The organism is Burkholderia sp. Z1 (assembly GCF_014893795.1).
Classification (GTDB): Bacteria; Pseudomonadota; Gammaproteobacteria; order Burkholderiales; family Burkholderiaceae; genus Burkholderia; species Burkholderia theae.
The window spans coordinates 2,076,565-2,089,948 of record NZ_JACFYL010000002.1 but is presented as its reverse complement, the minus strand read 5'-3'; the positions used below and the strand labels follow the sequence as shown (position 1 = coordinate 2,089,948).

At 67.1% G+C, this 13,384-nt stretch carries 14 protein-coding genes; 12 read left to right on the top strand and 2 right to left on the bottom strand.

Features of this window, described 5'->3' with window-relative positions; translation table 11 throughout:
- Positions 1 to 3: 3 nt before the first annotated feature.
- A complete protein-coding gene (locus H3H55_RS26335; protein ID WP_193100837.1) occupies positions 4 to 792 on the bottom strand; it encodes an enoyl-CoA hydratase/isomerase family protein in 789 nt (262 codons plus the stop codon).
- A gap of 144 nt (positions 793 to 936) precedes the next feature.
- On the opposite strand from H3H55_RS26335, the gene H3H55_RS26330 reads away from it, so the two are divergent.
- The 9 genes from H3H55_RS26330 (at position 937) to H3H55_RS26290 (ending at position 9,914) form a co-directional block, all read left to right on the top strand.
- Positions 937 to 2,103, top strand: coding sequence for an ABC transporter ATP-binding protein (locus H3H55_RS26330; RefSeq protein WP_193100836.1), 1,167 nt, complete (start codon positions 937 to 939; stop codon positions 2,101 to 2,103).
- 115 nt (positions 2,104 to 2,218) lie between these two features.
- The gene (locus tag H3H55_RS26325) at positions 2,219 to 3,328 is read left to right on the top strand and encodes an ABC transporter substrate-binding protein (RefSeq protein WP_193100835.1); all 1,110 of its coding nucleotides are present in this window, start codon (positions 2,219 to 2,221) and stop codon (positions 3,326 to 3,328) included.
- Between the two features lie 25 nt (positions 3,329 to 3,353).
- On the top strand, positions 3,354 to 4,229 hold the full coding sequence (locus tag H3H55_RS26320) for an ABC transporter permease (protein WP_193100834.1): 876 nt from the start codon (positions 3,354 to 3,356) through the stop codon (positions 4,227 to 4,229).
- Positions 4,230 to 4,250: 21 nt separating this feature from the next.
- Positions 4,251 to 5,045: an ABC transporter permease gene (locus tag H3H55_RS26315; RefSeq protein ID WP_129517075.1), complete on the top strand. Its 795-nt coding sequence runs from the start codon at positions 4,251 to 4,253 to the stop codon at positions 5,043 to 5,045.
- A gap of 42 nt (positions 5,046 to 5,087) precedes the next feature.
- Entirely contained in the window at positions 5,088 to 5,816 is a 729-nt protein-coding gene (locus H3H55_RS26310; protein WP_174383918.1) for an NAD(P)H-dependent oxidoreductase, read from the top strand.
- 29 nt (positions 5,817 to 5,845) lie between these two features.
- Entirely contained in the window at positions 5,846 to 6,595 is a 750-nt protein-coding gene (locus tag H3H55_RS26305; protein ID WP_193102161.1) for an electron transfer flavoprotein subunit beta/FixA family protein, read from the top strand.
- 16 nt (positions 6,596 to 6,611) lie between these two features.
- Positions 6,612 to 7,559, top strand: a complete 948-nt coding sequence (locus H3H55_RS26300; protein WP_193100833.1) for an electron transfer flavoprotein subunit alpha/FixB family protein — start codon at positions 6,612 to 6,614, stop codon at positions 7,557 to 7,559.
- Positions 7,560 to 7,621: 62 nt separating this feature from the next.
- Complete coding sequence (locus H3H55_RS26295) at positions 7,622 to 8,260, top strand: MarC family protein (RefSeq protein ID WP_193100832.1); 639 nt, start codon at positions 7,622 to 7,624, stop codon at positions 8,258 to 8,260.
- A 52-nt stretch (positions 8,261 to 8,312) separates the two neighbouring features.
- Positions 8,313 to 9,914, top strand: coding sequence for a 5-guanidino-2-oxopentanoate decarboxylase (locus tag H3H55_RS26290; RefSeq protein WP_193100831.1), 1,602 nt, complete (start codon positions 8,313 to 8,315; stop codon positions 9,912 to 9,914).
- A gap of 78 nt (positions 9,915 to 9,992) precedes the next feature.
- Here H3H55_RS26290 and H3H55_RS26285 read toward each other — a convergent pair whose 3' ends face one another.
- A complete protein-coding gene (locus tag H3H55_RS26285; protein ID WP_240674511.1) occupies positions 9,993 to 10,649 on the bottom strand; it encodes a TetR family transcriptional regulator C-terminal domain-containing protein in 657 nt (218 codons plus the stop codon).
- A gap of 238 nt (positions 10,650 to 10,887) precedes the next feature.
- Between H3H55_RS26285 and H3H55_RS26280 the strand changes: the two genes are divergently transcribed.
- The 3 genes from H3H55_RS26280 to H3H55_RS26270 all read left to right on the top strand — a co-directional run bounded on the left by H3H55_RS26280 (position 10,888) and on the right by H3H55_RS26270 (position 13,339).
- Positions 10,888 to 11,694, top strand: coding sequence for an ABC transporter ATP-binding protein (locus H3H55_RS26280; protein ID WP_129517080.1), 807 nt, complete (start codon positions 10,888 to 10,890; stop codon positions 11,692 to 11,694).
- Between the two features lie 71 nt (positions 11,695 to 11,765).
- Positions 11,766 to 12,563 (top strand): transporter substrate-binding domain-containing protein, encoded by a 798-nt coding sequence (locus tag H3H55_RS26275; protein ID WP_193100830.1) that lies wholly within the window; start codon positions 11,766 to 11,768, stop codon positions 12,561 to 12,563.
- A gap of 59 nt (positions 12,564 to 12,622) precedes the next feature.
- Positions 12,623 to 13,339 carry an ABC transporter permease gene (locus tag H3H55_RS26270; RefSeq protein WP_048246355.1) on the top strand — a complete coding sequence of 239 codons (717 nt, stop codon included), beginning with the start codon at positions 12,623 to 12,625 and terminating at the stop codon, positions 13,337 to 13,339.
- Positions 13,340 to 13,384: the final 45 nt, after the last annotated feature.

The following is a 13,384-nucleotide window of genomic DNA, read 5'->3' as shown; positions in this document are numbered from 1 at the left end:
GAATCATCTCCCGACAAAATTAGGTGCGCGCCCCTCGACCGACGCGCGAAGCGCTTCCTGGCCGTCCTCGCTGTGACCGCACGCGACGCAGGCCGCCAGCTCGCCGCGCAATTGCTCGGCGAGGGTGTGTGTGAGCGACTGCGCGAGCAGCGCCTTCGCATGGCCGAACGCGACGCTCGGCCCTTGTGCGAGACGCGCGGCGAAGGCGGCGACGTGCTGTGCGAACGCGTCGGTATCGACGACTTCGGACACGAAGCCGGCCGCGAGCGCGTCCTGCGCGTTCCAGCGTTCGTTCAGGAAGATGAAGCGGCGTACGACGTCGGGCCGCGCGAGACGCGGCAGGAACCAGCTGCCGCCCATGTCGGGGCTGTAGCCCATGCCCGTGTAGCCGCAGCGCAGCGTCGCGGCCGTGCTGGCGATGCGGAAGTCGCACGCGAAGCCGATGTCGGTGCCCGCGCCGACCGTCGAGCCGTTCAGCGCCGCGACGGTCGGGCGCGGAAAGGACGCCAGCGCCTCGACGAAGCGGTGCGCGCGCTCGCTCCAGCCGTAGGTGTCGAGCTCGCCGTTGCGCTCGGCCTCGGCCCATTCGTCGACGTCCGCGCCCGCACAGAATGCGCTGCCGGTGCCGGTCAGCACGAGGCAGCGCACGGCCGGGTCGTTCGCGAGCGTATCCAGCGTGTCGCGAAGAAAATCGAGATGCGGCCGCGCGAGCGAATTGCGCTTCGCCGGGCGGTTCAGGCGAAGCGTCACGACCCCGTCGTGCCGTTCGATTCGGATGTCCTCGTTGCTCATGTTGCCACTGTCTCCTTGGTGTTGGGTGTCGTGTTGTGTCAGAGCCGGCAAGGGTCGCCGCTACTTGCGAACCGCATTTCGGCATAGTATAAGTTCTGTTAAATGAACGTTCAACCCAAATGTGAGTTGACCAGGAGACACGCGATGAGCGCGGTGATGGAGACGACGGCAGGTGTGGAGCAGGGTGGGCCCGGTGCGCACGCGGTTCGCGCGGAATCGGCGGGGCGCACAGCGAGCGGCGCGGGTCTGCAGATCGACCGCGTGTCGAAGCGCTACGGCAATGTGCATGCGCTGCGGGAAACGACGATCGACATTCCGCGCGGCGAATTCCTGACGATCCTCGGGCCGTCGGGTTCCGGCAAGACGACGTTGCTGACGATCGTCGCGGGGTTCGAGCATCCGACGACCGGCGACCTGCGCGTCGGCGGCCGCAGCATCGTCGCGTTGCCGCCCGAGAAGCGCAACTTCGGGATGGTGTTCCAGGGTTATGCGCTGTTTCCGCACATGACGGTCGAGCAGAACGTCGCGTATCCGCTGATGGTGCGCAAGCAGAAGGGGCCCGACGCGGTGAAGCGCGTGAAGGCCGCGCTCGATCTCGTGCGGCTCGGCCAGCTCGCGGACCGTTTGCCGCGCCAGTTGTCCGGCGGCCAGCAGCAGCGCGTTGCGATTGCGCGCGCGCTGGTGTTCGATCCCGATCTCGTGCTGCTCGACGAGCCGCTCGGCGCGCTCGACCGCAAGCTGCGCGGCGAGGTGCAGGTCGAACTGAAGGCACTGCACGAACGGCTCGGCGCAACGTTCCTGTTCGTCACGCACGATCAGGAGGAGGCGCTGTCGATGTCGGACCGCATCGCGATCATGCGCGACGGCCGGCTCGAACAGATCGGGACGCCGGACGGGCTGTACGAACAGCCGGCCAACCGCTTCGTCGCCGATTTCCTCGGCAAGAGCAACTTCATCGAAGCGGTCGCGCTCGGCGGCGATGGCGCGGCGACGCACTATCGCGTCGGCGACGCGCGGTTCGTCGCGCCCGCCTGCGGTGCGCGGCCGGACGACACGCTGCTGTTCGCGCTGCGGCCGGAGAAGGTCGGCGTCTCGGCCACATCGTGTGGTGGCGCGCACAACGAAGTGGCTGGCCGGATTCGCCACTGGAGCTATTTCGGTTCGTCGTACCGCTTCGAGATCGAGACTGCGGCGCTTGGCTGCGTGACCGCCGACGTGCCGGCCTGGCGCGGACTCGCGTCGCCGCGCACCGGCATGGACGTGTTCGTGCAGTGGGAGCGCGACGCGACCTGCCAGATCGCGTCGGACTGACGCGACGAACGATGCATCCCGCGCGACGCGGCGAGCGCCGTCGTCGCCGGCCGATTCAACGGTGCCCGGAAACGACGAGATGCGTGCGGGCGCTGCCCAGCCTGGAGGAGACACCATGACGAACCGCTATCTGCAGGACCTGCTCGACCAAGCACGCGATCTTCAACCCGCGACGTCGCAGCGCCGCCGCGACTTCCTGCGGCTGTGCGCGGCCGCCGGCCTCGCGCCGACGCTGCTGGCGACGGGCGCGAAGGATGCGCTGGCCGCGAACCCGAAGGAAATCGTGCTCAGCGCGTGGGGCGGCGAGGCGCGCGCCGCGTTCCGCTCCGCGTACATGGACCCGTTCACGAAGGCGAGCGGGATCAGGATGGGCTACGACTCGTCGCCGGAGGACGGCAAGATCAAGGCGATGGTCGAGAACAGGAACGTGATCTGGGACGTGATGGATCTCGACGGTTTCGCGGCGATCAAGCTCGGCAAGCAGGGGTTCCTGCGGCCGATCGATTATTCGGTCGTCGGCCGCAACGCGTTGCCGGGGCTCGCATCGGATTTCGGCGTGCCGTCGTACCTGCTGAGCTACGTGCTCGTCTACGACGCGCGCAAGTTCGGTGCGAATCCGCCGAAGAACTGGGCCGATTTCTGGAATGTCGGCAAGTTTCCGGGCAAGCGCGGGTTGTGGAAGTGGATGGGCGGCGCACTGGAAGCCGCGCTGATGGCCGACGGCGTCGACAAGGACAAGGTCTACCCGATCGATGTGCCGCGCGCGATGAAGAAGCTCAAGGAGCTGCGCTCGAACGTGCTGCTGTGGGATTCCGGCGCGGACAGCCTGCAACTGCTGCGCAACGGCGAAGTCAGCATGGCGTGCATCTGGCATACGCGCGCGAACGTGCTGCAGCGCGAGAGCAGCGGACGGTTCCGCTATACGTGGGAGCAGGGGCTCGCGTCGTGCGACGTGTGGGGCGTGCCGAAGAACAATCCGTCGGGCGACGCCGTGTGGCAGTTCATCAAGTTCGTGCAGGGCGTCGAGCCGCAGGTGCGCCTGCTGTCGCTGCTCGGCAACGGGCCGGTGACGCCGGCCGCGACGGCCGCCGTGCCGCAGGCGCTGCGCGCGGACAATCCCGGTACGCCGGAGAACTGGGCCAAACAGTGCAAGGTGAATCCCGAGTGGTGGGCGCAGCATTACGAAGCGACGCTCGCGCAGTACACCGACCTGATGTCGTCCTGAGCCGCTGCCTCGTGAGCGTGATGCGATGAATACCCTGACTACCCCTGTCGCGGGCGCCGCCCCGCTCGGCCGCGCGAAAGCCGACCGCTACTGGCTGCTGGTCGGGCCGCTGCTCGCGGTGCTGATCGTGCTGTACGTGTATCCGCTCGTGCGCGTGCTGTGGCTCGGCTTCGCGGTGCCGGAGCCCGGCCTGCACAACTATGCGCGGCTGCTGGACAACCGTGGTGTGCACCGCGTGCTGTGGACGACGCTGCGTGTATGCGCGGTCACGACCGTGTGCTCGGTCGCGCTCGGTTATGCGATCGCGTATGCGATGGCGCACGTCGGGCCGCGCCAGCGGATGGCGCTGATGTTCGGGCTGCTCGTGCCGTTCTGGGCATCGGTGCTGGTGCGCGCGTTCTCGTGGCTGTTCCTGCTCGGCGAGCAGGGGCTCGTCAACACGCTGCTGATGCGCATCGGGTTGATCGATGCGCCGCTGCCGCTGATGCGCAACGAGATCGGCGTCGTGATCGGGATGATCCACTTCATGATCCCGTACGCGGTGCTGCCGCTGTACGCGAACATGAAAGGCATCGACCCGCAGCTGGTGCGCGCGTCGCAGGGGCTCGGCGCGGGCGCGCTCGTCACGTTCCGCAAGGTGTATTTCCCGCAGACGCGGCCGGGCATCGTCGGCGCGGCGATCCTCGTGTTCATCTTCTCGCTCGGTTTCTACGTGACGCCGGTGATTCTCGGCGGCGGCCGCACGGTGATGATCGCCGAATACATCAGCACGCAGATCCTGCAGCTCATGAACTGGGGCAGCGGGGCGGCGCTCGCGTCGCTGCTGCTGGCGTCGATCCTGGCCGCGCTCGCGCTGCTCGCACGCTTCGTCGACCTGCGCGAGCTGTTCGGCGCGCGCTGAATCCGACCGGAGGAATTGAAGATGAAGACCAGACTGACGGCCGGCCGCGCGCTGGTGATCGGCGTCGCATGGGCCGCGATCCTGTTCCTGATGCTGCCGCTGCTCGTGTCGGTGCCTGTGTCGCTGACGCCGAGCGACTACCTGTCGATGCCGGACGGCGCGCTGTCGCTGCGGCATTACAGCGTGCTGCTCGACGACGACGGCTGGGTGTCGAGCTTCCTGCAGAGCGGGCTGATCGCGCTCGTTTCGTCGGCGATCTCGGTGACGCTCGGCACCTTGTGTGCGATCGGCTTGTGGAAGGTGGCATCGCGGCGCGGCGAGCTGGTGCGCGGCGTGATCCTGTTTCCGCTGATCGTGCCGCCGATCGTGTCGGCGCTCGCGTTCTACCGGCTGTGGGGCGAACTCGGGATGCTCGACAGCTATCCGGCGGTGATCCTGTCGCATGTCGTGCTGTCGGTGCCTTACGTGGTCGTTGCGGTATCCGCGTCGCTCGCGACGGTCGGCCTGCGGATCGAGCAGGCATCGCGCAGCCTCGGGGCGAACCTGTCGCAGACGCTGCGTTACGTGATCCTGCCGTCGATCCGGCCCGGCGTGCTGTCGGCGGCCGTGTTCGCGTTCATCCTGTCGTGGGACGAACTGGTCGTCACGCTGTTCATTTCGAGCCGGGGCGTCTACACGCTGCCGCGCCGCATGTGGGACGGGATGCGCGAGAACGTCGATCCGGCGATCGCGTCGGTCTCCACGCTGCTGCTGGCGGCCACCTGTATCGCGATCGGCCTGTCGCTGCTGCGCAAGCGCGCGGCCGGGTCCGTCTGATATCAACCGAATCAACGTTACGTTGCGGAGAAAAACAGCACCATGAAAGTCCTGATCGTTCACGCCCATCCCGAACCGCAGTCGTTCACCACGTCGATGCTGCACCGCGCGGTGAGCACGCTCGAAGCGCAGGGGCATACCGTGACGGTGTCCGACCTGTACGCGATGCAGTGGAACCCGGTCGCGAGCGCGGCCGATTTCGGCGTGCGGAAGAATCCAGACTATCTCGTCTATGCGCTGGAGCAGCGCGAGAACGTCGCCGCGCACGCGATCGCCCCCGACATCGCCGCCGAACTCGACAAGCTGGTCGCCTGCGACCTGCTGATCCTGAGCTTCCCGCTGTTCTGGTGCTCGATGCCGGCGATCATGAAGGGCTGGGTCGACCGCGTGCTCGTGTCGGGCAAGGTATATGGCGGCGTGCGTTTCTACGATCGCGGCGGAATGCGCGGCAAGCGCGCGCTGCTCGCCTATACGTGCGGCGGCCGCGACTACATGTTCGGCGCGGACGGCGTGCACGGCGAGATGGACCTGATGCTGCGCCACGTGCTGCGCGGCACGCTCGGTTATGCGGGGTTCGACGTGCTGCCGTCGTTCGTCGGTTATCACGTGCCGTATATCGGCGACGCCGAGCGCGCGGCCGTTCTAGAGCGCTACGACGCGTACCTGGCGCAGCTCGATCGGCTGGAACCGATGGCGTTCCCGACGCTCGACGATTTCGATGGCGACATGCGGCCGCGCGAACGCGCGCCGCAGGAAGCCGCGCAGGACTGAACGATCCGATTCCGGGGGAATGAATGAGCATCAAGGTACTGGTGGCAGTGAAGCGGGTAGCCGATTACAACGTGAAGGTCCGCGTGAAGTCGGACAACACGGGTGTCGACCTCGCGAACGTGAAGATGTCGATGAACCCGTTCGACGAAATCGCCGTTGAAGAAGCCGTGCGCCTGAGGGAAGCGGGCGTCGCGACCGAAGTGATCGCCGTGTCGGTGGGCGTCACGCAGGCGCAGGAAACGCTGCGCACGGCGCTGGCGATCGGCGCGGATCGCGCGATCCTCGTCGAATCGACCGACAGCGTCGAGCCGCTGGCCGTCGCGAAGATCCTGAAGGCGCTGGTCGACAAGGAACAGCCGCAACTGGTGATCCTCGGCAAGCAGGCGATCGACGACGATTCGAACCAGACGGGCCAGATGCTGGCTGCGCTGGCCAACCTGCCGCAAGCGACGTTCGCGTCGAAGGTGACGGTGGCGGATGGTAAGGCAACGGTCGCACGCGAAGTCGACGGCGGCGCGGAAACGCTGTCGCTTCAACTGCCGGCCGTGGTGACCACGGACCTGCGTTTGAACGAGCCGCGCTATGTGACGTTGCCGAACATCATGAAGGCGAAGAAGAAGCCGCTGGAAATCGTGAAGTCCGACGACCTGGGCGTGGACGTGACGCCGCGTTTGAAAGTGCTCAAGGTGAACGAGCCGCCGAAGCGCGCGGCCGGCGTGAAGGTGCCGGACGTGAAGACGCTGGTCGAGAAGCTGAAGACCGAAGCCAAGGTGCTGTAAGAGGGAGCGCAAGGAAATGACGATACTGGTGATTGCAGAACACGACAACGCGTCGGTCAAGGCCGCGACGTTGAACACGGTGGCGGCGGCAGCCGAGGTTGGCCAATTCGTCGGCGGCGACATTCACGTGCTGGTCGCGGGCCACAACGCGCAAGCGGCTGCGGACGCAGCGGCGAAGATCGCAGGTGTGTCGAAGGTGCTGCTGGCCGACGCGCCGCAGCTCGAAGCGGGCCTGGCTGAAAACGTCGAAGCGACCGCGCTGAACATCGCGAAGGACTACTCGCACATCCTCGCGCCGGCTACCGCCTACGGCAAGAACATTGCACCGCGTATCGCAGCGAAGCTGGACGTCGCGCAGATCTCGGACATCACGGCGGTCGATTCGGCCGATACGTTCGAGCGCCCGATCTACGCGGGCAACGCAATCGCGACGGTGCAGTCGAGCGATCCGGTCAAGGTCATCACGGTGCGTGCGACGGGTTTCGATCCGGTCGCGGCCGAAGGCGGCAGCGCAGCGGTCGAGAAGATCGCGGCAGCGGCCGACGCCGGCAAGTCGCAGTTCGTGAGCCGTGAAGTGACGAAGCTGGATCGTCCGGAACTCACCAGCGCAAGCATCATCGTGTCGGGCGGCCGCGGTCTGGGTAGCGGCGAGAACTACACGAAGGTGCTGGAGCCGCTGGCCGACAAGTTGTCGGCGGCACTCGGCGCATCGCGCGCGGCAGTCGACGCAGGCTACGTGCCGAACGACTATCAGGTTGGCCAGACCGGCAAGATTGTCGCACCGCAGCTGTACATCGCGGTGGGCATCTCGGGTGCGATCCAGCATCTGGCCGGCATGAAGGATTCGAAGGTGATCGTCGCGATCAACAAGGATCCGGAAGCGCCGATCTTCAGCGTGGCCGACTACGGCCTCGTCGGCGACCTGTTCTCGACGGTCCCCGAACTCCACGCCGAACTCGGCTGACCCAGCCCCGGCCGCGATGCCATTGCATTCCTTATCCACCCGACCGCATCCGAGTGCGAACGATGACCCTGACGTCGAGCGACGTGCTGCTGTTCCTGACGGGCCTGCTGACGCTGTTCTGTCCGCCCGTCGCGATCCCGATGTACGCGGCGGTCACCGGGCATTTCCCGGACGCGACGCAGCGGCAGATCGCGTTCCGGCTGTTCGCGTGGATCGCGACGCTGATGGTCGGCGCGGTATGGGGCGGGCAGTTCCTGCTACGCATGCTGGGCCTGACGCTCGGCGCATTGACGCTGACGGGCGGCCTCGTGCTGTGCCTGTGGTCGATCCCGATGATGCGCGGCACGGCGAACGACGAACGCAGCGGCAGCGACACGCGGCTCGAGTATGCGCAATGGCGCAACTACATCGCGGTGCCGCTGATCTTCCCGCTGTCGATCGGCAGCGCGGTGATGTCGCTCGTGATCACGACCGCGACGCGCTTCCATACGCCCGCCGACCTGCTGGCATTGAGCGCCGCCTGCGTGCTGCATGCGGGCGTGATCGGGCTCACGTATGCGTGCTCGGCGTCGTGGTGCCGCCGGCTCGGCGAGATCGGCAGGACGCTGGTCGAGCGGCTGTCCGGCATCGTGCTGACCGCGATCGCGTTCCAGATGCTCGCGCAGGGTGTGCGCGAACTGCTGCCGGGGCTCGCGCATTGACGGCCGTGGCCGGCGTACGATCTTCAAACCTGTCCTGAACGATGGAAACCTTATGAAAACTGTAGGCATGTACCTCGTCGATCTGCTCGCCGCCTACGGCGTCGACACGGTGTTCGGCATTCCCGGCGTGCATACGATCGAGCTGTATCGCGGCCTGGCCGGCAGCGCGCTGCGTCACGTGAGCGCGCGCCACGAGCAGGGCCTGGGTTTCATGGCGGACGGTTATGCGCGCGCGACCGGCAAGCCCGGCGTGTGTTTCGTGATCACCGGGCCCGGCATGACGAACATCGCGACGTCGATGGCACAGGCGTATGCGGATTCGATTCCGATGCTGGTGATCTCGAGCGTCAACGCATCCGGCGACCTCGGTTCGGGCAACGGCCATCTGCACGAATTGCCGGACCAGCATGCGTTCGCGGAGAACGTCGCCGCGTTCAGCTACACGGTGCCGCGCGCCGACGCGCTGCCGCAGGCGATCGCGCGCGCATTCGCGGTGTTTTCGGGTGGCCGGCCGCGCCCCGTGCATATCCAGATTCCGCTCGACGTGCTCGCGGCGCTTGCCGATGCGTTGCCGCCCGTGCCGGACGCGCCGCCGCGCATCGCGCCGGGGCCCGCATCGGCCCAGGGCATCGACGCATTCCGTGCGAAGGCGGCCGCCGCGCGCGCGCCGCTGATCCTCGCGGGCGGCGGCGCGCTCGACGCGGCCGACGACGTGCGCTGGCTCGCGGAAACGCTCGACGCACCGGTCGTGATGACGATCAACGGGCGCGGCGTGCTGCCGCCCGCGCATCCGCTCGGCATCGCGTGGTCGGCGTCGAGCGACGCGGTGCGCGCGCTGATGCGCGACAGCGACCTGATCATTGCGCTCGGCACCGAGCTGGGGCCGACCGACTACGATCTGTACGCGACGCGCAGCTTCGCGATACCCGCGCCGCTCGTGCGGATCGACATCGACCCGCAACAGCTGTGCCGCAACGCGGTGCCTGCGCTGCCGCTGCTCGGCGACGTCGGCGAAACCGTGCGCGCACTCCGGCGCAGCTGGCCGGCCGATGCGTCCGTGCGCCCGGACGGCGACGGCATTGAACGCGCGGCGACGTGCCGAGCGGCGGCGCGGCAGGAACTGAACGACGAGATGCGGCGCGACCTCGCGCTGCTCGACAGCGTGCGCGACGCGCTGCCCGATGCGGCGATCGTCGGCGATTCGACGCGCATCGTCTACGCGGGCAACGTCGGGTTCGCGGCGCCGCGCCCGCGCAGCTGGTTCAACGCGTCGGTGGGATTCGGCTCGCTCGGCTACGGGCTGCCGGCCGCCGTGGGGGCGAGCCTCGGCGACGCGTCGCGCCCGGTCGTCTGCGTGGCCGGCGACGGCGGGCTCCAGTACACTCTCGCGGAGCTCGGCACCGCGGTGCAGCACCGCGCCCGCGTGATCGTCGTGCTGCTGAACAACGGCGGATACGGGGAGATCAAGCGCGCGATGGTCGACGTTGGCGTCGAGCCGGTCGGCGTGGATCTGCACACGCCGGATTTCGTCGCGATCGCGCGTGCGTACGGATGGGGTGCGCAGCGGGTCGAAGAGGGCGCCTCGCTGGCCGGTGCGCTGAGCGAAGCGGCCGCCCACGACGCGCCGTACCTGATCGAGATCCGAGCGGCCTGAAAACGCGAACGGCCTCGCACCGTGCGAGGCCGTCGTTGCCGCCGCCGGTTGCCCGGCGGCGTGTGCGCGCGTGATGCGTTACGCCCGCTTGCGGGCCGTCTTCGGCGGCGGGAGGAACGTATCGACGACGCGCAGGCAGCTCGTCAGCGCGTCTTCCGCGGTGAACGATGTCGGGTCGCGCGCCAGCTCCAGCCAGAAGCCGTCGATCACGGCCGTCAGCGTCAGCGCGGCGAGATCGCTGTCGACGGTGCCGCCGCGCACTTCCGCGATCTGGTCGAACAGCTTCTTCAACGCTTGCCGGTAGCCGCTGTACAGCTCCTTGTGCGCCTTGCGGATCACCGGGTCGCTGTGCGCGACGCTCCAGAAGCCGAGCCATACCTTCACGTTCTTCGGCGCGAACACCGGCGTGGCGAAGCAGACCTTGATGATCGCATCGAGCTTTTCCTCGGGGCCCGTCGCGTTCGCGGCCGCCGCGCGCGACACGTCGAGCAGGTCGGTCGCGAGCCGCTTGTAGGTCTGCGCCATCAGTTCGTCTTTCGACTGGAAATGATGATTGATCAGCCCGCGCGAGACCTTCGCTTCCGCGCAGATGCGGTCGATCGTGGTCTCGGAATAGCTGTAGCGCGCAATGCAGCGCATCGTCGCGTCGATGATCGATTGCTGACGCACCGCGGGTGTTTCTCGGATGCCGCGGCTGCGTGCCTGAACCGGTGCCGTGCCAGGAGTCTTTTTCACGTGGTGACCTTACGGAATCGTCATGGCACCGATTATAGGGGAGTGCCGGACGCTTGTTCAATTACGGTGATGAAAGCGTCGCGAAACCCGCGAAAACCCTTGCTCCGGATTATTTTAAAACTGTTGAACCATTGTTCAACAGCACCTATACTCGACTCCGCATGAGGTTGGTCGGCCATTCAACAAGACGCCACGATCCCGCGTGGGACGGGCGTGAGAATTCGACACAGGAGACAGCATGTTGGCGCGGGTGGAGAGCGTGAAAACGGACGTCGAGGAACGCGTGCAGGTGGAAGATCTGCACAAGCGGTTCGGCGACCTGGAAGTGTTGAAGGGCGTGTCGCTGAGCGCGCGCGAAGGCGAGGTGATCTCGCTGATCGGTGCGAGCGGATCGGGCAAGAGCACGCTGCTACGCTGCATCAACCTGCTCGAGACGCCGACCCGGGGGCGCATCGTCGTCGACGGTGAGGAGATCGGGCTGAAAGTCGACCGCAAGGGTCGCACCGTGCCGACCGATGCGCGTCAGGTCGAGCGGATCCGCACGCGGCTCGGCATGGTGTTCCAGAGCTTCAACCTGTGGGCGCACCGCACGGTGCTCGAGAACGTGATCGAGATGCCCGTGCATGTGCTGCGCGAGCCGCGCGCCGAAGCGATCGCGCGCGCCGAGCAACTGCTCGAACGCGTCGGCCTGGCCGACAAGCGCAACGTCTATCCGGCCTTCCTGTCCGGCGGCCAGCAGCAGCGCGTCGCGATCGCACGTGCGCTGGCGATGCGACCGAAAGTCATGCTGTTCGACGAGCCGACCTCCGCGCTCGACCCCGAGCGTGTCGGCGAAGTGCTGAAGGTGATCCGCGATCTCGCGTGCGAAGGCCGCACGATGATTCTTGTCACGCACGAGATGGCGTTCGCGCGCGACGTGTCCAGCAAGGTGCTGTTCCTGCACCAGGGGCGCGTCGAGGAGAGCGGCACGCCGTCGGAAATCTTCGATGCGCCGCAGAGCGAGCGCTGCCGCCAGTTCGTCAACGCGCACCGGCAGCACCACTGAATCACGGGAGCCGCCCGCGAACGCGCGGGCCGGCCCGCCCGATCCCTATCTTTCCTGCAAGGAGTCCGACCATGAAACGTGTCGTACGCAGTCTGCTGTGCCTGTTCAGTATCGTCGTCGCGGCGCTCGCGCCGCTCGGTTCCGCGCATGCGTCGTCGGGCGTGCTGCGCTTCGGCGTCGCCGCCGAACCGTATCCGCCGTTCCTGATGAAGAGCCCGACCGGGCAGTGGAGCGGCTTCGAGGCCGACCTGATCCGCGCGCTGTGCGACCAGATGAAGGCGAAGTGCGAGATCAAGGAAGTCGCGTGGGACGGCATCATCCCGGCGCTGCTCAGCGACAAGATCGACGTGATCTTCAACTCGATGTCGATCACGCCGGAACGCCAGAAGGTGATCGCGTTCTCGCGGCCGTACTACGAAACGCCGGGCACCTTCGTCGGCGCGAAGAACACGAAGCTCACGCTGACGCCCGACGGCCTGAAGGGCAAGGTGATCGGCGTGCAGGGTTCCACCGCGAACGCCGAGTTCATCAAGATGGCGTACGGCAAGAGCGCGACGGTGCGCCTGTACAACACGCAGGACGACTGCAACGCGGATCTCGTCGCGGGCCGGATCGACACGATGTATCTCGACCAGCTCGGCATCCTCGATTTCCTGAAGTCGAAGGACGGCTCGACGTTCGAGCTGAAGGGCCCCGGCAGCGTGAAGATGGATCCGGCGATCTTCGGCTACGGCGTCGGCGCGGGGATGCGCAAGGCCGATGCGCCGCTGAAGCAGCAGATGGACCAGGCGCTCGAACAGCTGCATGCATCGGGCAAGTACGCGCAGATCGCGAAGAAATATTTCCCGATCGACCTCTGGCCGCACTGATCGCGCCGCTACCGGCACACGGATACACCGGCGCACGCACGCACGGACGAGGAGGCGGCATGGACGGTTGGGGATGGGTGAGCTACCTGGGCATGGACCCGGACGGCTGGGGCGTCGCGCTGCTGCAGGGCGCGGGCGTGACGCTCGAGATTTCGCTCGGCGCGTTCGTCGTCGGCATCGTGCTCGGGTTGCTGGGCGCGGCCGCGAAGTTGTCCGGCGTGCGCGCGCTTGAACGGATCGCGCAGGGCTACACGACGGTGTGCCGCGCGGTGCCCGAACTGCTGCTGATCCTGCTGCTCTACTACGCGGGCACCGACGCGATCAACCTGCTGATGACGGCGATCGGCGTCGGGCCGGTCGCCGTCAACGGGTTCGCGGCGGCGGTGATCGTGCTCGGCATCGTGCAGGGCGCGTACGCGGCGGAGATCATCCGCGGCGCGATCCTCGCGATCCCGTACGGGCAGATCGAGGCCGGCCGCGCGTTCGGCGCGCCGCCGGGGCTCGTGTTCCGGCGCGTGACGCTGCCGGCGATGGCGCCGTACGCGCTGGCGGGCTTCGCGAACCTGTGGCTGATCCTCGTGAAGGACAGCGCGCTGATCAGCGTGGTCGGCTACAGCGAGCTGCTCTACACCGCGAAGCAGGCGGCCGGCTCGACGCGCGAATACATGCATTACTACCTGATGGTGGCCGCCGTCTATTTCGCGATCACGTCGCTGTCCGGTGTGCTGTTCCGCGAAATCGAGCGCCGCTTCGGCCGCTGGATGCCGGCATCGTGAACCGCGCCGCGCTTTCCCGCATGCTTTCCCATCGAACCGGATCAA